Annotated in this window: 16 protein-coding genes; 6 read left to right on the top strand and 10 right to left on the bottom strand. The window is 65.6% G+C overall.

Going from position 1 to position 18,285, the window contains the following annotated elements; genetic code table 11:
- The first annotated feature begins 4 nt into the window (after positions 1–4).
- From C8C98_RS20150 to C8C98_RS20130, 5 genes are all read left to right on the top strand, one after another.
- On the top strand, positions 5–1,240 hold the full coding sequence (locus C8C98_RS20150) for an FtsX-like permease family protein (protein ID WP_121455719.1): 1,236 nt from the start codon (positions 5–7) through the stop codon (positions 1,238–1,240).
- A gap of 69 nt (positions 1,241–1,309) precedes the next feature.
- Positions 1,310–1,561, top strand: coding sequence for a hypothetical protein (locus C8C98_RS20145; protein WP_121455718.1), 252 nt, complete (start codon positions 1,310–1,312; stop codon positions 1,559–1,561).
- 229 nt (positions 1,562–1,790) lie between these two features.
- Positions 1,791–2,432 carry a DUF3299 domain-containing protein gene (locus C8C98_RS20140; protein WP_233574622.1) on the top strand — a complete coding sequence of 214 codons (642 nt, stop codon included), beginning with the start codon at positions 1,791–1,793 and terminating at the stop codon, positions 2,430–2,432.
- 192 nt (positions 2,433–2,624) lie between these two features.
- Positions 2,625–3,116 (top strand): hypothetical protein, encoded by a 492-nt coding sequence (locus tag C8C98_RS20135; RefSeq protein ID WP_121455716.1) that lies wholly within the window; start codon positions 2,625–2,627, stop codon positions 3,114–3,116.
- A 358-nt stretch (positions 3,117–3,474) separates the two neighbouring features.
- Positions 3,475–5,580, top strand: a complete 2,106-nt coding sequence (locus tag C8C98_RS20130; protein WP_233574621.1) for a TonB-dependent receptor — start codon at positions 3,475–3,477, stop codon at positions 5,578–5,580.
- 171 nt (positions 5,581–5,751) lie between these two features.
- Here C8C98_RS20130 and C8C98_RS20125 read toward each other — a convergent pair whose 3' ends face one another.
- The 6 genes from C8C98_RS20125 to C8C98_RS20100 form a co-directional block, all read right to left on the bottom strand.
- Positions 5,752–6,453, bottom strand: a complete 702-nt coding sequence (locus C8C98_RS20125) for a hypothetical protein (RefSeq protein ID WP_233574620.1) — start codon at positions 6,451–6,453, stop codon at positions 5,752–5,754.
- A 196-nt stretch (positions 6,454–6,649) separates the two neighbouring features.
- On the bottom strand, positions 6,650–7,924 hold the full coding sequence (locus C8C98_RS20120; RefSeq protein ID WP_121455715.1) for an acyl-CoA dehydrogenase family protein: 1,275 nt from the start codon (positions 7,922–7,924) through the stop codon (positions 6,650–6,652).
- Between the two features lie 47 nt (positions 7,925–7,971).
- Positions 7,972–9,057 (bottom strand): phosphotransferase, encoded by a 1,086-nt coding sequence (locus C8C98_RS20115; RefSeq protein ID WP_121455714.1) that lies wholly within the window; start codon positions 9,055–9,057, stop codon positions 7,972–7,974.
- Positions 9,058–9,420: 363 nt separating this feature from the next.
- Entirely contained in the window at positions 9,421–10,140 is a 720-nt protein-coding gene (locus tag C8C98_RS20110; RefSeq protein ID WP_121455713.1) for a Crp/Fnr family transcriptional regulator, read from the bottom strand.
- Between the two features lie 207 nt (positions 10,141–10,347).
- Positions 10,348–11,127 carry an oxepin-CoA hydrolase, alternative type gene (locus C8C98_RS20105; RefSeq protein ID WP_121455712.1) on the bottom strand — a complete coding sequence of 260 codons (780 nt, stop codon included), beginning with the start codon at positions 11,125–11,127 and terminating at the stop codon, positions 10,348–10,350.
- A 4-nt stretch (positions 11,128–11,131) separates the two neighbouring features.
- Entirely contained in the window at positions 11,132–12,655 is a 1,524-nt protein-coding gene (locus tag C8C98_RS20100; protein ID WP_121455711.1) for a 3-hydroxyacyl-CoA dehydrogenase, read from the bottom strand.
- A gap of 166 nt (positions 12,656–12,821) precedes the next feature.
- Between C8C98_RS20100 and C8C98_RS20095 the strand changes: the two genes are divergently transcribed.
- A complete protein-coding gene (locus C8C98_RS20095; RefSeq protein ID WP_233574619.1) occupies positions 12,822–14,960 on the top strand; it encodes a hypothetical protein in 2,139 nt (712 codons plus the stop codon).
- 62 nt (positions 14,961–15,022) lie between these two features.
- Here C8C98_RS20095 and C8C98_RS20090 read toward each other — a convergent pair whose 3' ends face one another.
- Genes C8C98_RS20090 through thiO form a run of 4 tightly spaced genes read right to left on the bottom strand, consistent with a single transcriptional unit; the run spans position 15,023 to position 18,075 of the window.
- Entirely contained in the window at positions 15,023–15,931 is a 909-nt protein-coding gene (locus C8C98_RS20090; protein ID WP_121455710.1) for a thiamine phosphate synthase, read from the bottom strand.
- A complete protein-coding gene (locus C8C98_RS20085) occupies positions 15,924–16,736 on the bottom strand; it encodes a thiazole synthase (RefSeq protein ID WP_121455709.1) in 813 nt (270 codons plus the stop codon). Before C8C98_RS20085 ends, C8C98_RS20090 begins: the two co-directional genes overlap by 8 nt.
- Positions 16,737–16,750: 14 nt before the next feature.
- Positions 16,751–16,948, bottom strand: a complete 198-nt coding sequence (thiS, locus tag C8C98_RS20080; protein WP_121455708.1) for a sulfur carrier protein ThiS — start codon at positions 16,946–16,948, stop codon at positions 16,751–16,753.
- Positions 16,945–18,075, bottom strand: a complete 1,131-nt coding sequence (gene thiO, locus C8C98_RS20075; protein WP_121455707.1) for a glycine oxidase ThiO — start codon at positions 18,073–18,075, stop codon at positions 16,945–16,947. The genes thiS and thiO overlap by 4 nt, the downstream gene beginning before the upstream one ends.
- Positions 18,076–18,285: the final 210 nt, after the last annotated feature.

Raw genomic sequence — 18,285 nt, 5'->3', positions numbered from 1 at the left:
AGCTATGAAAAATATAGCAAAGACGGCCGCTTTGGCTTGGCGCTACCTGTGGTCGCGGCCGCTGGCTGCGGCGCTCAACCTGTTGCTGCTCACCCTGGGCCTGGCCGCCATCACGCTGGTGCTGCTGGTGTCCACCCAACTCGACCAGGCTTTTGAGCGCGACCTGAACGGTATTGACCTCGTGGTGGGCGCCAAGGGCAGCCCGCTGCAGCTCATCCTGGCAGGGGTGTTTCACATCGACGTGCCCACGGGCAACATCCCGCTGCAAGAGGTGCAGGACCTGGCGCAGAACCCGCTGGTGTCCCAGGTGATACCGCTGAGCCTGGGCGACAGCTACCAGGGCTTTCGCATCGTGGGCACCACGCCCGACTACACCGCCCACTACCGCGCCGAGCTGGCCCAGGGCGGGCTGTGGCAGCAGCCCATGGACGCCGTGCTGGGCGCCACCGTGGCACGCAGCATCGTCGCGCCCAGCCACACGGGTGCACCGCTGGTCGGGGCCACCTTCATCGGCACCCACGGCCTGGGCGCTGGTGGGCATGCCCATGGCGACCATCCCTACCGCGTCAGCGGCGTGCTGGCGCCCTGCGGCTGCGTGCTCGATCGGCTCATCCTCACTAGCACCGAATCGGTGTGGCTGGTGCACGAAACCGCCACCGCCGATGACCCCGACGACCTGGAAATCCTGAAGCAAGAGCGCGAAGTGACCGTGGCCTTGGTGCGCTACCGCACGCCGCTGGCCGCCGTGTCGCTGCCGCGCGCCATCAACGCCAACACCTCCATGCAGGCTGCGGCACCGGCCATTGAAGTGACGCGCCTGCTGCGCCTGCTGGGCGTGGGGGCCGATGTGCTGCGCGCCTTTGGTGGCGTGCTGCTGGCTGTGGCGGCGCTGAGCGTATTCATTGCGCTGTGGAACGCCGTGCGCGAGCGCCGCTTTGACCTGGCCATGCTGCGCATGCTGGGCGCCCCCCCGGGCCGCGTGGCCGGGCTGGTGCTGTGCGAAGCGCTGTGGCTGGCGGCTTTGGCCTGCGCCCTGGGCCTGCTGCTGGGCCATGGCCTGGCGCACGCGCTGGGCTGGACGCTGCAGGCGCAGGGGCTGTTGCCGGTCAGCGGTGCCCTGTGGCTGCCTGAAGAGGCTGGGGTGCCCCTGCTGGCGGGGCTGGTGGCCGCGCTGGCAGCACTGTTGCCGGCCATGCAGGCTTACCGTACCGATGTGGCCGACTTGCTGGTGCAGCCTTGAGCGGCTCGCTTCGCTGGGGAATTTTTGTGTGTTTTTGTTGTCCGTCGATCTCACCTGAAAGGAATCACCATGAAAAAACTGTGGACTGCTTTGTGCCTGGCCCCCTTGCTGCTGGCCAGCGCTGCAGCCTTGGCCCAGGGCCACTCTGACAAGGAAACCAAGGAAGACATCGAGCGCCACCGCGCCATGGCCGCAGCGCACGAGGCTGCTGCCAAATGCCTGGAGGCTGGTAAAGGCGAAGCCCCGTGCATGAAAGACCTGCAAGCGGCGTGTAAAAACCTGGCTATCGGAAAATACTGCGGTATGAAGCACGCGCACTGATGGTTTGGGATGTCCTGCATAACTCCCTGCGGTCCGTGATAGCGCGGCCTCGGGCAGTCCGCTGCGTTGCTTTTCTTGCCAATAGTCCGGCTATTGGCTGCGAAAAGACGCCTTGCGGCCTATCCCGATCCGCACTACCACCGACTCGCGAGGGTTATGCAAGACATCCCTAGCAGCCCGATGTGCATCGCACCGTTTCGGTTTTGCGTTGATTGAAAGAACCCTGCCCATGGTCCGCCGAACTTCCCGCACTTCCCGCACTGTTGTCCCCACGGGCGCCCTCAACCGCATGGATGCGCATAGCCCTGGTTGTGCGCTGGCCTGGCTGGTGGCGGCGGGTGTGCTGCTGGGCGGGGTGTTGCCGGGGGCGGCGCAGGCGCAAGCCCCCGGTGCAGTGGGCGCGTCCGTGCTCAGCTCGCCTTTGCCAGCAGGCGCCAACGGGCAGCCAGCGGTGGCGGGCTCGGGGCCGGGCTACCACAGCCCCAATAGCCCGATTGCACCGCTGCCCGTGCGGGGCGATGTAGTGCCCTGGTCCGTGTTGAGTGACCTGAAGAAAAACACCACCAAGACCGCCGTGCTGCCTGTCTTCAACGCCCAGCAGCAGGCCATGCACCAGACGGTGCAGCGCATCCAGGGCTTCATGGTGCCCATGGACGCCAAGCCCACGCAAAAGCACTTTTTGCTCACCTCTGTGCCGTTGACTTGCTCGTTCTGCATCCCGGGCGGGCCCGAGAGCATGGTTGAAGTCAAGGCCAAGACACCTGTGCGATATTCGCTGGAGCCCGTGGTAGTGGAAGGTAAATTCAACGTGCTGTCCAACGACCCCTATGGGCTGTTCTACCGCATGGTCGAGGCGGAGCCCGTGAAGTGAGGGCGGGGGGCCTGTGCACGCACTGCCCCTACCCACACTGTTTTGATGCTGTCTGTTTTTTGAGTTTGCCGACTCAGCAGGCAGTCCGACTGGGAGCGTCTACAGCGAAAATAGACCGCTGCGGTCCATTTGTAGCCGACGATTTCCAAGTCCGATAGTCTCCTCAATCCGCTGCCGATTTCGCCCTTGCCCATGTCCAAGTCCCTGTTGCACCACCGCCCACCTGCGCGCACCCCACCGCGCACGCGGGCCGGGGTGCGCGCCTGGAACGCAGCTTGGCTGGCCGGGTTGTTGTTGGCCCTGGTGCTGGTACCTGCCCTGGGCCGGGTGCACCAGGCCTTGCACTCCACCGTCCACCTCACCGCCCATCTCACTGTGCCGGTGGGCAAGGTGGCACCTGCGGTTGGTACAACCTCCCAGGCGCACGCCCATGCCAGTGCGCAGGGCCTACCCGCGCCCGTGGCATCCAAGGCCTTGGCGGCTCTGGTGCCCACCCACGCCAGCGGGGCAGACTGCCTGCTGCTGGACCAACTGGCCCTGGCCGACGTGCTGCTCGCCCTCGCATGGGGCGTGCCAGCCAGCCATGGCACCCACTCCGCCCCGGTGGGCTGGACGCAGCATGCGTTCGCGCGGCACCGGGCGCTGTTCCAGGCCCGCGCACCGCCTGCAGCCCTGCGGGCTTGACATACGCAGGCCCCGGTGGCGCGCTTGAGCCGCCGACTGTTGCGATCTGACCCGGTGGCCTAGGGCTGCCAGTGCGCGGGTGGCTTCTGTTGTGCGCGTTCGCTCCGCACATTCCCTCTGGCCTGTTGCTTCCCATCCCGTGCTGCGCCCTGCGTGGCGGCTTCGCTTTGGGTTAAATGCTCTTTTTTTGATAGCTGCTTGCGCTTGATTGGTAGGCGCTGGCGTGCATTTTGTTCTATATCCCGCAGAGCGGACTGGCCTGTGCCTGTCTGCCATGGCGCGCTGTGTGTTACGTGTGCTGCGCTGTGCGTGCTGCGGGGTGGCTGCGTCCGATTTTTCTGATTCCCAAGGTTTCCTCATGATTCACTCCACACTTGCCCCCCATCGCCTGGCCCTGCGCCCTGTGGCCCTGGCCGTTGCCATGTTGGCCCTGGCTGGCACCGGGCTGGCCCAGGCCCAGGCCCAGGCCCAGGCCCAGGCCCAGGCCCAGGCCCAGGCCGTGGCGCCCGCTGCTGCGGCCGAAGCCAGCCTGCCGTCCGTTACCGTATCTGCCAGCGGCCTGCAACTGGGCGCCAACGAAATGACCACGCCGGTGACGGTGCTCGAAGGTGACGAGCTGGTGCGCCGCCGCGAGGCCACGCTGGGCGAGACGCTCAACAGCGAGCCCGGCATTACCAGCAGTCACTTTGGCGCGGGTGCCAGCCGCCCCATCATTCGCGGCATGGACGGCCCGCGTGTGCGCGTGCTCAGCGACGGTGCCGAGCTGCACGACGCCTCCACCATCAGCCCTGACCACGCCGTGGTGTCCGAGCCCATGCTGGCCACGCAGATCGAAGTGCTGCGCGGCCCATCGGCCCTGGTGTATGGCGCGGGTGCAGTCGGCGGCGTGGTCAACGTGCTGGACGGCAAGATCCCCACCGCCATTCCACAAAAGGGCTACGAAGGCAGCGCCGAGCTGCGCGCCAACACCGGCGCGCGCGAAGGGGCGGGGGCTGTGTCGCTGACGGGCGGCGCTGGCAACCTGGCCGTGCATGTGGAGGGCGTGGCCCGCGATGCCGATGACTACCGCGTAGGCAAGGGCTGGGCGGGGGGCAACAAGGTGCAGGGCAGCTTCAACCGCACCGACACGGGCAGCGTGGGCCTGTCGTGGGTGGGCGAGCAGGGCTACCTGGGCGCGGCCTACACCCGCCAGACCGCCAAGTACGGCCTGCCGGGGCACAACCACAGCTTTGAAGATTGCGGAGCCGATGGCAACCGGCTGGCGTGCGAGGCCCCCACCGGCCCGGCCGAGGTGCACGACCCCGCCGACGTGCCAGTGGTGGACCTGCGCAGCGAGCGCTTTGATGTGCGCGGCGAACTGCGCAACCCGTTCGCGGGCGTGTCGGCCCTGCGCCTGCGCGCTGGCGTGACCGACTATGTGCACGACGAGGTCGAAGACGGTGCCATCAGCACCACCTTCAAAAATAAGGCCTACGACACGCGCATTGAGCTGCAGCACGAGCCCATCGCCGGCTTCAAGGGCCTGGTGGGTGTGCAGACCTCGCAGCGCAAGTTCAGCGCCGAAGGCGAAGAGGCTTACGTCGAGCCCACCGTGACGCGCAAGACCGGCCTGTTCATGCTGGAGGAATACCGCCTGGGCGACTGGCGCTTTGAAGGTGCACTGCGCCACGACCGCCAGACAGCCGAGGCGCAGACCACGGGCATCGAGCGCAGCCACAACGGCACCTCGGCATCGGTGGGTGCGGTGTGGAAGTTCATGCCCGGCTACCAGGTGGGCAGCTCGTTCACACGCGCCAGCCGCGCGCCGTCTGCCGAAGAGCTGTATGCGCGGGGCCTGCACATGGCCACCAGCACCTACGAGCGCGGTGATTCCAGCCTGCGCTCCGAAACCTCGCAAAACATCGATGTGAGCCTGAAGAAGACCAGTGGCGACACCACCTTTGGCGTGAGCGTGTTCCACAACAAGATCGACAACTACATCTATGGCCGCACGCTCGATGCGCTCGATGGCCTGCAGTTGCTGCAATACAGCCAGGCCGACGCCACCTTCACCGGCATTGAAGGCCAGGTGCGCCAGCTCCTGACGCGCAACCTGGGCATCACCTTCTTTGGTGACACCGTGCGCGCCAAGCTCGACGACGGCGGCAACCTGCCACGCATTCCGGCCACCCGTGCCGGTTTGCGGCTCGACGCCAACTGGGCGGCCTGGGAAGGCCAGGTGGAATGGGTGCAGGTGGCCCGCCAAAGCCGCGTGACCGCGTTTGAAACCGCCACCCCCGGCTATGGCATGCTGAACCTGGGCGCCGCCTACAACGGCAAGCTGGCCAATGGCTCGCCCTGGCAGCTGTACGTCAAGGGCACTAACCTGACCGACCGCCTGGCCTATGCCCACACCTCGTTCATCAAGACCGCTGCGCCGCTGATGGGGCGCAATATCACGGTCGGGTTGAAGGTGGCGTTCTGAGGCGGTGCGGAGGCTTTTTTGCCAAATAGTCTGACACCTGCCCCAGCCGTTCGGGCTGAGCTTGTCGAAGCCATGGCGCTCCTTTGAAAGGCCCTTCGACAGGCTCAGGGCGAACGGGGCGGGACCTCAGGCATGTACAAAATCTATGAAAAATAGCCTGCTAGCGCTTATTTAATAAGCGCTAGCAGCTATAAAAAACGTAGCAAATGCTTCGGTGTCGGGCAGCACATAGGCCACGCCCGGCACCTGCCCCAAGTAGGGGGCGATGTGCTGGCTGTAGAACGCATCGGGCGCGTTGATGCAGCCGTAGCTGATGCGCCGGTCCCGCGCACGCGGGCTGGCCAGGCGCTGCAGGCGCCGCTCGATGGCCGTGGCACTGCGCACGCGGTGCAGCGATACAGCCGCGTCGTAGTCAATCCACACAATGTCTTCGCCCTGCAGGTTTTGGCCGGGCTCGGTCACAAACCGGCCTGCGGGCGTGGTGCGCTCGTGCGGGCGCACCTGGGCCACGGGGCGCTGCCCAATGCCGGGCACGCTGCGGTCGCCTGCCGCCAGCCCCAGCAGCACGGGCGCGCTGCCCAGCCACTGCGCCCGGCCTGAAAACACATGCGCGCAGGCCTCAGGCTTGTCGATCACTACAAAGGGCATGCCCTGGTTGTCTGCTGTGGCGGCCACCCAGCGCAGCAGCTGCCGTGCGGTGGCTGAGGCCTGCCATTCGCCACTGCCATCCTCTCCTGCTGCGCCCACCGCTGCATTGGCCCAGGCGCCAGGAGCCGCCCATGCCATGGCACCCGCGGCCCAGCAGGCCCATTGGCGGCGGGTGAGTTGGGCAGGGTGGGCAGGGCTGGGGGTGGTGCGGTCAGCGGTGGTCACGGTGTCTGGTGGTGGCTGGCAGGTTCAGGCAGGGCTGTCAGGGTCAGGCGGGGGCGGGCGAAGAGGCTCAGTGCCGTGATTTTGCCGCGCCTGACGAAAGTGCCGACCATAAAAAAGCCCACGGCCTTTGCGGGCCATGGGCTTGTTGTGGGCTATCCGTTGTGCGCCGGAGAGTGCTCGGCGCCAGCGTGCTGCATCAGGAGCCGCGTGTGATGGGCACGCCCGCATCGCGGCCATAGCTGCCGTACTTGCCCAGCTCCCACTTGGCAATGGCGTTGCGATGCACTTCGTCCGGGCCGTCGGCAAAGCGCAGGGTGCGCGCACCGGCGTAGGCATAGGCCAGGGGGAAGTCGTCGCTCATGCCGCCGCCGCCGTGGGCCTGCATGGCCCAGTCGATCACCTGGCAGGCCATGCTGGGGGCGACGACCTTGATCATGGCGATCTCGGTCTTGGCCACCTTGTTGCCGGCCACGTCCATCAGCCAGGCAGCTTTGAGGGTCAGCAGGCGGGCCATGTCGATCTTGCAGCGGGCTTCGGCAATGCGCTCTTGCGTCACGGTTTGCTGCGCCACGGTCTTGCCAAAGGCCACGCGGCTGCTTGCGCGCTTGCACATCAGCTCCAGCGCCCGTTCGGCCAGGCCAATGAGGCGCATGCAGTGGTGAATGCGCCCAGGGCCCAGGCGGCCTTGGGCAATTTCAAAGCCCCTGCCTTCGCCCAGCAGGATGTTGGAGACAGGCACGCGCACGTTTTCAAACGTCATCTCCACGTGGCCGTGGGGTGCGTCGTCGTAGCCGAACACGTTGAGTGGGCGAATGACGGTGATGCCCTTGGCGTCAGCGGGCACCAGCACCATGCTTTGCTGTGAGTGCCGGGGCGCCTCGGGGTCGGTCTTGCCCATGGTGATGTAGACGGCGCAGCGCGGATCGGCTGCGCCCGAAATCCACCATTTGCGGCCGTTGATGACGTATTCATCGCCCTGGCGCTCGATGCGCGTTTCGATGTTGGTGGCATCGCTCGATGCCACGTCGGGCTCGGTCATCGCAAAGGCCGAGCGGATCTTGCCTTCGAGCAGCGGCTTGAGCCAGCGCGCCTTGTTGGTTTCGTCGCCATACCGGGCAATGGTTTCCATGTTGCCGGTATCGGGCGCAGAGCAGTTGAACACCTCGCTTGACCACTGCACCCGCCCCATGATTTCTGCCAGCGGTGCGTATTCCTGGTTGGTGAGGCCCGCGCCGTCGTAGCCTGAGGCTGCAGCGCTGTCCACCGGCAAAAACAGGTTCCACAGGCCTGCGGCCTGGGCCTTGGGCTTGAGGTTTTCGATGGTGCTCAGGGCCGACCAGCGTTTGCCTGCTGCGGTGTTGGCCAGCAATTCGGCTTTGTAGGCCTGCTCGTTGGGGTAGATGTGCTCGTCCATGAACTGGAGCAGCTTGGACTGCAGTTCCTTGGTCTTGGGGGAGTAGTCAAAGTCCATGGGGTTCTCCGTGAAAAATCGGGGGTGTTGTTCTGTGGGGTGTGGGGTCAGCCGCGCTGGGCAAACGACCAGGCCAGCTGCGCCATGGGGCGGGCCGTGTCGCCCGAGGCCTTGGCCTGCGCGCTGGAGGCGGTGCCCGCCTCGACCCGCTTGGCAATGCCCTGCAGGATGGCCGCGATGCGGAACATGTTGTAGGCCATGTAGAAGTTCCAGTCGGCTCGCAGCGCGTCGGGCGTGGCAATGCCGGTGCGCTCGCAGTAGCTGCGGATGTAGCTGTCTTCATCCGGTATGCCCAGCGCAGCCAGGTCTTGCCCCGCAATGCCGCGCCCCAGCGATGCAGGGATGTGCCAGCTCATGCAGTGGTAGCTGAAGTCGGCCAGCGGGTGGCCCAGGGTGGACAGTTCCCAGTCCAGCACGGCCACCACGCGGGGCTCGGTGGGGTGGAACATGAGGTTGTCTAGCCGGAAGTCGCCATGCACGATGGAGACTTGGCTCTCATCTCGTGCGCTGGCAGGCATGTGCGCGGGCAGCCATTCCATCAGCCGGTCCATCTCTTCAATGGGCTGGGTGATGGAGGCGATGTACTGCTTGCTCCAGCGGCCAATCTGGCGGTCGAAGTAGTTGCCTGGCTTGCCGTAGCTGGCCAGGCCCCGGTCAGCAAACTTCACGGTGTGCAGCGCGGCGATCACGCGGTTCATCTCGTTGTAGATGGCGCCGCGCTCAGAAGGTGTCATGCCGGGCAAGGACTGGTCCCACAACACGCGGCCCTGCATGCACTCCATCACGTAGAAGGCGCGGCCGATCACGGATTCGTCTTCGCACAGCACATGCATGCGGGGCACGGGCACATCGGTGCCCTGCAGGCCGCTCATCACCGCAAATTCGCGCTCCACGGCGTGGGCCGAAGGCAGCAGCTTGGCCACGGGCCCGGGTTTGGCGCGCATCACGTAGCTGGCGCTGGGGGTGATGAGCTTGTAGGTGGGGTTGGACTGCCCGCCCTTGAACATCTCCACCGTGAGCGGCCCCGCAAAGCCCGGCATGTGGCGGCCGAGCCAGTCGGTGAGCGCGGCTGTGTCAAAAGCGTGCTGGTCAGACACGGGGCGCGTGCCCACGAAATGGTCAAAGTTGCTCATGGGGGATGAGGGATGGAATGGGTTTGGGCATGGCTGCGCCTGCGCAGGGCTGTGCTTGCTGCGCGCTGGGGCGGCTGTTGCCGGGGTGTTTGTGGGTGGCTGTGCGCGCCAATGTGGCGCACGGCCCAGGAGCCTGTCGGACTTGGAGCGTCGATAGCGAAAACCAACGGTTTCGCCAAAATCGGCCCCAGCGAGGACAGTTTTTGCCGAATTTGCAGCCCCATAGCCGAGCTATGGGGCAAAAAGGCGGTGAAAAATGGACCGCTGCGGTCGATTTGCAGCCGACGATTTCCAAGCCCGACAGGCTCCTAGCTGCTGCAGCCCAGGCATTGCGGGGGCTGCGTGCAAGAGGAGTGGTGGGGCTCAGGTGTCGGTTTCCGCAATGCGCATGAGTGCTTCGCGGTCGCGCACCACCAAGCCACCGGGCTCGATGCGAATGGCATCCTCGCGCTCCATGGACTTGAGCTCCTGGTTCACGCGCTGGCGCGATGCGCCCAGCAGCTGTGCCAATTCTTCCTGTGCCAGTTGCAGTCCAATGCGCATCTCGCTGCCATCCGACAGGCTGGGAATGCCATAGCTGCGCACCAGATGCAACAGCTGTTTGGCCAGTCGCGCACGCAGAGGCAGGGTATTGAGGTCTTCCACCAGGCCGTACAGCTGGCGAATGCGGCGCGCATGCAGGCGCAGCATGGCCTCGTAGAACTCGGTGTGCGCTGCCAGGATTTTCTTGAAGTCGGCCTTGGCCACGCACAGCACGGTGGTGTCGCCGTGTGCATAGGCATCGTGCGTGCGCCGGTCCCCATCGAAAATCGCCACATCGCCAAACCAGATGCCGGGCTCCACATAGGTCAGCGTGATCTGCTTGCCCGAGATGGACGTGGAACTGACCCGCACCGCCCCGCGCGCGCAGGCAATCCACTCCTCGGGCGGATCGCCCCGGGCGGCTATGAGGCCGCCGTCCTTGAAGCGTTTGACATAGGCGCATCGGAGGATGTCGTGTCGCAGTGAGGGGGAAAGGGATGAGAACCAGCGACCTGAATTGATCGCTTCACGTTCTTCGATAGTAAGAATCGGGTCGTCCATGGTCTGTCTTTTGGGTGACTGGAAACAGCTTCATTGTCGCGTGAGGGACCCGGGCATTTGCCTGGGGTTGTCACCTGTGCGTCTGTGCCTGCAGGCACGGGTGTCGGTGTGGCGCGCGGGCGTTGGGCTTGGGCCCTGATGGAAACAAAAATGCCCTGGTCCGCAAGGACGCAGGGCATGAATGGTGTCACGGTGGGGATAGGGCGCTCACTCGTAGCGCGGGCTGCGTTTTTCAAGAAAGGCCGCAATGCCTTCACCCGCGTTGGCGTGGTGCAGGTTTTTGACAAAGTGATCACGCTCGCTGTTGAGGTGCGTGCTCAGCGGCTGGAGGGGGGCATCGCTGACCAGCTCCTTGATGCTGGCAAGCACATTGGGCGCCCGTTGGTTCAGCCGCTCGGCCAGCTGCAAGGCGGCGCCCAGGGCGTCGCCGGGGTTGCTCAGGCGGTTGACCAGGCCCAGCGCGTGCAGCCGCTCTGCAGCGATCTTGTCGCCGCACATCAGCAGTTCTGTCGCCAGGGCGCGGGGCAGTGCGTGGGCCAGGCTCCAGCTGGCTCCGCCGTCGGGCGACAGGGCCACGTTGCTGTAGGCCATCAAAAACACCGCATCGCGTGCGGCCACCACCATGTCGCAGGCCAGGGCCAGCGAAAAGCCCGCGCCGGCCGCCGCGCCTTCCACTGCCGCAATGATGGGCTTGGGGTAGGTGCGGATGGTCTCAATCCACTGGTGCAGGCCTTCAATGCTCTGGGCTTGTACCTCGGGGGGCTGTTGGCGGTTGGCTTGCAGGCGCTGCAGGTTGCCGCCCGAGCAGAACATGCCGCCCGCGCCGGTGATGACCACGCTGCGCACATCGGGGCTGCGCTCGGCCACATTCAGGGCCTCGATGCCCGCGGCATACATGGCGGGCTCAATGGCGTTGCGCAGCTCGGGGTTGCTCAGGGTCAGGACCAGCGTCTGGCCTTCGCTAGTGCTCAGCAGTTGGGCGGGCATGGGCTCAGCTTTCTTCGACGTGGGTCAGGCTCAGGCCAATGGCGCCCCGGCGGCGCAGCCAGGGGCTGGGGCGGTAGCGGGTGTCGCCGTACACGGTCTGCATATTGAACAGCACCTCCAGAATATTGGTGGGGCCCCAGCGGTCGCCCATGGCCAATGGGCCCAGCGGGTAGCCCAGGCCTAGGGTCACGGCGGTTTCCAGATCTTTGGGCGAGCAAATGCCCTGCTGGCAGATGTCAGCCGCAATGTTGACGATGGTGGCCACGACGCGCTGGGTGACAAAACCGCCGCTGTCGCGGATCACGCTCACGGGCTTGCCGTCACGGGCAAACAGGGCGTGCGCGGCGTTGCGGATGTCCACGCGCGTGGCTGGGTTGGTGGCCAGCACGCGCCGCTTGGTGGCGGCTTCCTCCACCAGCATGTCGATGCCAATGGTGCGGGCCGGATCCAGTCGTTCGACCACGGCCACCGTGGTCACATCAAACCCCAGCGGGGCGACCAAGGTGATGGCATGGGGCGAGGGCGATGCACCGGTCTCGATGGTGGCGCCCAGGTCCTTGAGCAACTGGTACAGCTCCATGCGCCGCGAGGCCCGTGGCGATACCCACACCGGCGGAATGTCTTGCACCACCGGCACAGGGGGCTCTGCGGGCACCTGGGCCGCGCCATCTACATAGCGGTAAAAACCATCGCCCACCTTCTTGCCCAGCACGCCGCCCGCCAGCCGCTGCGCGGTGATGACGCTGGGGCGAAAACGTGGCTCCTCGTAGTACTGGTGGTAGATGGACTCCATGACGGGGTGCGACACGTCCAGCGCCGTCAGGTCCATCAGCTCAAAAGGCCCGAGCTTGAAGCCCACCTGGTCGCGCAGGATGCGGTCGATGGTGGCGAAGTCGGCCACGCCCTCGCTGACGATGCGCAGTGCTTCGGTGCCAAAGCCGCGCCCGGCGTGGTTGACGATGAAGCCGGGCGTATCTTGGGCCTGCACAGGGGTGTGCCCCATTTCGCGGGCGTAGGCCGTGAGGGCCTGGCACAGGGCCGGGTCGGTCTTGAGCCCGGCCACGACCTCCACCACTTTCATCAGTGGCACGGGGTTAAAGAAGTGGAAACCGGCCAGCCGCTCAGGCTGCTGCAGGCCAGCGGCAATGGCCGTGACCGACAGAGAAGAGGTATTGGTGGCCCACACGGCGTGCGCGGGCAGTGTGCGTTCCAGCTCTGCGAACAGGGCTTGCTTGACGTCAAGGCGTTCCACCACGGCTTCGATGACCAGCCCGCAGGCGGTCAGATCGGCCACGGTGTTGGCTATTTGCAACTGGTTGCCCCAGGCCTGGGCTTGGTCTGGTGTGATGCGGTCTTTGGCCACCAGCTTGCCCCATTGTTCTTGCAGGGCTTGCTTGGCTTTTTCGGCGGCGCCGGGTTGCGTGTCGAGCAACCAGACTTGGCTGCCGGCTTGGGCAGCGATTTGTGCGATGCCCCGGCCCATGGCCCCCGTACCCACAATGGCGATGGTGGAAAATTGAATTTTCATAGCGCCATTATGGCTGTGGCCCTAGGCGCGCACTTATGTGCAAGAATGGTCTGCACCAAAAACAGAAATTATTGTGAAAATCCGTAACACCATTTTGGGGGCCGGTCTGTGGGTGGTTGCCGCCGGCGCCTCCGCGCTCTCGCTGGGCGCGAGCAGGGGCACTGTGGTGCTTGGTAACACATTGGATTTGGCCTTTGATGTCAAGCCGGATGAGGGCTCAGACATCTCCACTTCGTGCGTGGTGGTCAGTGTCAAATCCGGTGACTCGCTGGTCAGCGAGTCCAAAGTGCTGGTGAGTCCCCTGGCCTCCGGTGTGCGGGTGCAGGCGTTCACCGCCATTGATGAACCTGTGGTTCAGGTCACACTGACGGCTGGCTGCGCAGGCCGCACCACGCGCACCTATACTTTTTTGGCCGATCCGCCCAAGGCCGCGCAGCGCATCATGGCTGCGCCGGGGGCTGCGGCTGGCGCTACGGCCCCATTGCGGGATCGCACCCTATCCCCGCAAGACGCAGCCGTGTTGGCTGCGCGCGCCCCGGAAGTGGGTGGCTTGGAGCAAGGTGTTGCAGGCCGCCCGGCCGCTGCTCCCACTGCGGTGCCGCGTTCTTCGCAACGCAACGCGCAGGCAGCGCGAAAAGAGCCTCGCACAACCCCTGCGGCAACCGCTACTGCCAAGCCTGCTGCAGCTGCCGCTAAAGAAACCGCTCGTTCCCGTCTGGTCATGGAGCCGCTCGACACCTGGCTTGATTTGCCTGTGGCCTTGCGTTCTACGCCTGAGTTGCCTCAGGCCCCGGCGTCCGAGACTACGCCGCAAAGAGAGCAGGCCGCAGCGTTGTGGCGCAGCTTAAACCCAGACCCGCAAAGCCAGGAGCAAGGCCAGGCCTCACAGCGCCAACTGGAGTCGGAGCTGACCCAGCTGCGCGCTAAGGCCACGCGCGACCAGGCCGCTTCGGCTGAATTGCAGCGCCAGTTACAAGAGTTGGAGACGGATCGTTTTCCCGCGTGGGTGGTGTATGCCCTTGGGGCTGCCTTGGCGGCCGCGCTGGGCTTGGGGGGCTGGTTGTGGCGCCGCCACGAGCGCACGGCAACCAAGGCAGCGCGTTCGTGGCGCGAGTCGGTGGCCGTGAGCAACCGCAAATCGGACACCCATGAAGTGGTGGACCTGGACCCGTTGGAGCGGGTACAGGAGCACCCTGCAGACCGCTGGGGGCGGCCTATTCCTGGTGCGGAAGGCATGGCAGCCGCAGCCCCGGCTGCAGTCGATATTTTGCTGGAGCCTGAAGAAATTTCAGCGGAAGCGGCAGGGTTTGCCCCCAAGCCTGTCGTTGCTGTCCAGGCTTCCTCAGAGCCCGTCCTGCAGCACATCATCAACCCGGAACAGCTGTTCGACATTCAGCAACAGGCCGAGTTCTTTGTGTCCGTGGGCGAGCACGACCAGGCGGTGGAGGTGCTGCGCCAGCACATTGCCGAGCATGAACAAACCTCTCCGGTGGCCTACTTGGAGTTGCTGCGCCTGTACCGCACGCTGAGCCGGGCGGCAGACTTCAATGTGCTGCGCCAGAAGTTCATGCAGCACTTCAATGCCCAGGTGCCAGAGTTCGCCGCGTTTGACCGGGCCGGAAAATCGCTGGAGCAGTACCACGAGGCGTTGGCCGAGGTGGAGGCTGAGTGGAGTTCTGCGGCGGTACTGAGTGTGCTGGAAAAGCACATGTTCTATAAGTCTGGCGACAAGCGCAAAGCGCCGTTTGATTTGGCGGCGTTTGACGATTTGCTTTTGCTGCTGGCCATTGCGCAGACCACGCCCCCTAGCGTGCGGGGTGCTCCGCCGCCGCGCAAGCGCACTACGCCCAAGGCACAGTCTTTTGAGGCGGCCGCAGCCCATGCATTGAGCGCCCTGACGCCACTGAGCCCGCTGGACACAACACCCGATTTCCCCCTGGACTCGTTGGCTGCGGCACTGGAGTTTGGTTTTGAGCCGCCGACACAGCCTGCGGCAGCGGGCGCTGAGGCGCCCGATGGTCCGGCCACGATGCCTACGCAAACGCAGGGCTTGGCCGATGAGTTTTTGGACAGTGTGCCTGTGCCAGCGCCTGCCGCTACCCGGGCAGCTGCCACCCCATTGGCATCGACCTTCACGTTGGACATTGACCTGTCCGAGCCGGTGCCCATCACCATCAGTGATCTGCCCCCGGTGCCTGTGACGCCACCGCCCCCTCCGGGTCAGCCGGTGGGTTTCGGCTCTTCCAACGACCTGATGGAGTTGAGCCTGGAACTGGAACCGCTGAATCCGCCCGGTAAAAAATAAGCAAACCCCGGCGCGCCGCGGGCCGCCGGGTTGCAGTGAGCAAAGGCTTTACAGCCTCGCCTTCATCGCACGCGCAGTGCCGCCATCAGCGCAGTGGCCGCTTCTTCAGGCTGCGCCGCATTCACCAGCGCACGCACCACCGCGATGGAGCCCACGCCCGTGGCGCGCACGGCCCCAAACTGCTCCTGGCCAATGCCCCCAATGGCAACCTGCGGGTAATGCCGCAGCAGCCGGGCATAAGCCTGCAACCGCCCCAGGCCCTGCGGGGCGGTGGCCATTTTCTTCAGCGTGGTGGGGAACACAGCGCCCATGGCGATGTAGCTGGGGCCTACGGCATCGGCGCGCACCATCTCGGCATAGCCGTGTGTGCTGACGCCCAGGCGCACGCCTGAATCGCGCAGGGTGCGCAGCTCTTGCGGGGTCAGTGCGTCCAGGTCTTCCTGGCCCAGGTGCACGCCATAAGCACCTGCGGCAATCGCCTCTTGCCAATGGTCGTTGATGAACAGCAGCGCCTGGGTGCCCGCCGCTGCAGCGACGGCGTTGCGCACCTCGCGGGCAATGGCGTGGGCATCTTCAGATTTGTAGCGCAGTTGCACGGTGGGCACGCCTGCGCGGGCCATGCGGCCCACCCAATCGGCATCGGGCAGCACGGCGTATAAACCCAGCGCTTGCGGGCAGGCGGCAAAGGCCTGGGCGCGCGGCAGGGGCTGCAAGCCAAAGTCCTGCGGCTCGCAGGGCCAGCTGGGGGCGTCAAACTGGCCTGTGCGCTCGGTTTGTGCCTGCCAGGCGCGGGCCAGGCATTCGGCATCGTGGGCGATAAAGCCCAATTGGCTGCAGGCCTGCAGCGCCGCCAGGTAGGCCGGTGCGGTGCTGGTGGGTGCAGGGGGCTGCAAGGGCTCGAAGCCCGCAAAGGTAGCTGCGTGGTGGCTGGCGATGGCCTGCGCCATGCCCATGGTGTGGGGCTCAAGCATGGGTTGCGTGGTGCCAGAAGGGCGTGCCCAGCACAGGGGTGCTGGGCTGGGCAGAGTCTTGCGCCGTCATCGCGCCTGCGCGGTGGGCTGTGCGGCCTGCCTGCACGGCATCGGCAAAAGCACCGGCCATGGCCACAGGGTCCTGCGCCAGGGCCACGGCCGTGTTCAGCAGCACGCCGTCGTAACCCCATTCCATGACCTGGCACGCGTGCGAGGGCAGGCCCAGGCCTGCGTCCACCAGCAGCGGCACGCTCAGCCGCTCGCGCAGGGTTTGCAGCGCATATGGATTGACGGGCCCCCGCCCCGTGCCGATGGGGGCTGCCCATGGCATCACTGCCTGGCAGCCGACATCGACCAGGCGCTGGCACAGCACCAGGTCTTCGGTGCAGTACGGCAGCACCTGAAAGCCTTCCTTTATGAGGTGCTCTGCCGTGCCCACCAAGTTCAGCGTGTCGGGCTGCAGGGTGTAGTCGTCGCCAATCAGCTCCAGTTTGATCCAGGGGGTGTTGAACACCTCGCGGGCCATCTGGGCGGTGGTGATGGCCTCCTGGGCGCTGTGGCAGCCAGCGGTGTTGGGCAGCACGGGCACGCCCAGTTTGCGCAGCAGCTCCCAGAAGCTGGCACCGCTTTCGGCCGGGTTGCTGCCTTGGCGGCGCAGCGAGGCCGTGACCATAGCGGGCTGGGCGCGCTCGACGGCAGCCTCCAGCACCGCAGGTGAGGGGTAGCGCGATGTGCCCAGCAGCAAGCGGCTGGTGAAGGTGTGGCCGTACAGAACCAGAGGGTCTTGGGAGGTGAGAGCTGTCATGGCTTGGTGGGGCGTCAGCCGCCCGTCACTGGGGAGATGATTTCCACGCGGTCGCCCGGTTGCAGTGGGTGGGCGGCGTAGCGTGTGTTGGGGACAAAGGTGGTGTTGACGGCGACCGCAAACGGCGGGCGGGCCGCGATGGTGGCCACCGCGTCGGCCACGGTGGCTCCGTCGGGCAGTTCATGCGGGTGGTTGTTGATGGAAATCTTCATGCCAATGCGCTGGCAGCCTGACCGGCCGGGGCAGATGGCCCTAGCAGTTCAAGCCGCAAATCAAAACGTTTTGAAAGCGCTGATTGTCCTGTGTTCAGGATCTCCATGGTCACATCCAGCATGGCTGGCGAAATCATGAAGCCGTGGCGGTACAAGCCGTTGACTTCCAGCACCCGTGGCTGGGGCTGGCGGATGGCGGGCAGGTTGTCCGGCAGGGTGGGGCGGCACTGGGTGCACATCTCCAGCACGCGGGCCTCGGCAAAGCCGGGGTGCACGGCATAGGCGGCGCTCAGCAGCTCCAGGGTGGAGCGCACGCTGGCGGGCGAGAGGTCGTCTGATTCGATCTCGGTGGCACCGATCACGAACACATGGTCTTGCTTGGGGGCGATGTAGATGGGGTAGCGCGGGTGCACCAGCCGGGTGGGGCGTTGCAACGTCACGCCAGGGGCGTGCAGACGCACTACCTCGCCACGCACGCCGCGCAGGGCCTTCCAGTCCTGCCGCGCACCCAGGCCTCGGCAGTCCAGCAGCCAGTCGGGCTGGCCTGGGGTGCCGGGGGCAAAGGCCTCAGGCTCGCGGGGGGCGTTCCAGTGCATTTGTACGCCAAGGCGTGTCATCTCCGTCAGCACCGCGGTCAGCAGTTGTCGGTTGTCGAGCTGCCCTTCGCCCGGCAGGTACAGGCCTTGGGCAAATCGATCGGCCAAGCTGGGCTCGGATTGGGCCAGCGCAGCGCTGTCGAGCTTTTGCATGACAGGCAGTTCTGTCATGGTCTGTTGGTTGCGCTCCAGCATGCGTGTAAAGCGCTGGGCTTCGGCCGCATCTTGCCGGTGCCACACGATCAACGTGCCTGCCTGTTGAAAGAAAACGGGCTCGGGCAGCGATGCAATCAGCTGCTGCCAGCGCGGCAACGCATAGTGGCCCATGCGCACCACACCGGGCTCAGTGATGGCCGATTCGGCCAGCGGGGCCAGCATGGCGGCGGCCACCTTGGCGGCCGACTGTTCTGCCTGCGGGCTGCCTGCGTCGTAGATTTCAACCCGGTGACCCTGGCGCGCCAGCTCTACGGCGAGCAAGCGGCCCATGAGGCCAGCGCCCAAAATTGCGAAGGATGAAGGGGAAAGTGACATAGAGGTCCGTCTGGCGTCCGTCTGTAGAAAGGCAACAGTGGACAAAACGGAGGGCGCAGCGCCGTTGGTGGAAACTCCCCACGCCAGCATGACCTGGATCGGGTAGCGGGGCGCGGTGCAGCGTGGCTGCGGGCCCCAGGGTATTTCTCAGTCACACACCGCGCATGGCGGCAGGACACCCCTGTTTCGTCCGGAAAAAACAATTACAGC

Source organism: Acidovorax sp. 106 (assembly GCF_003663825.1).
Classification (GTDB): Bacteria; Pseudomonadota; Gammaproteobacteria; order Burkholderiales; family Burkholderiaceae_C; genus Acidovorax.
This window is presented reverse-complemented; position numbering and strand designations above follow the sequence as displayed.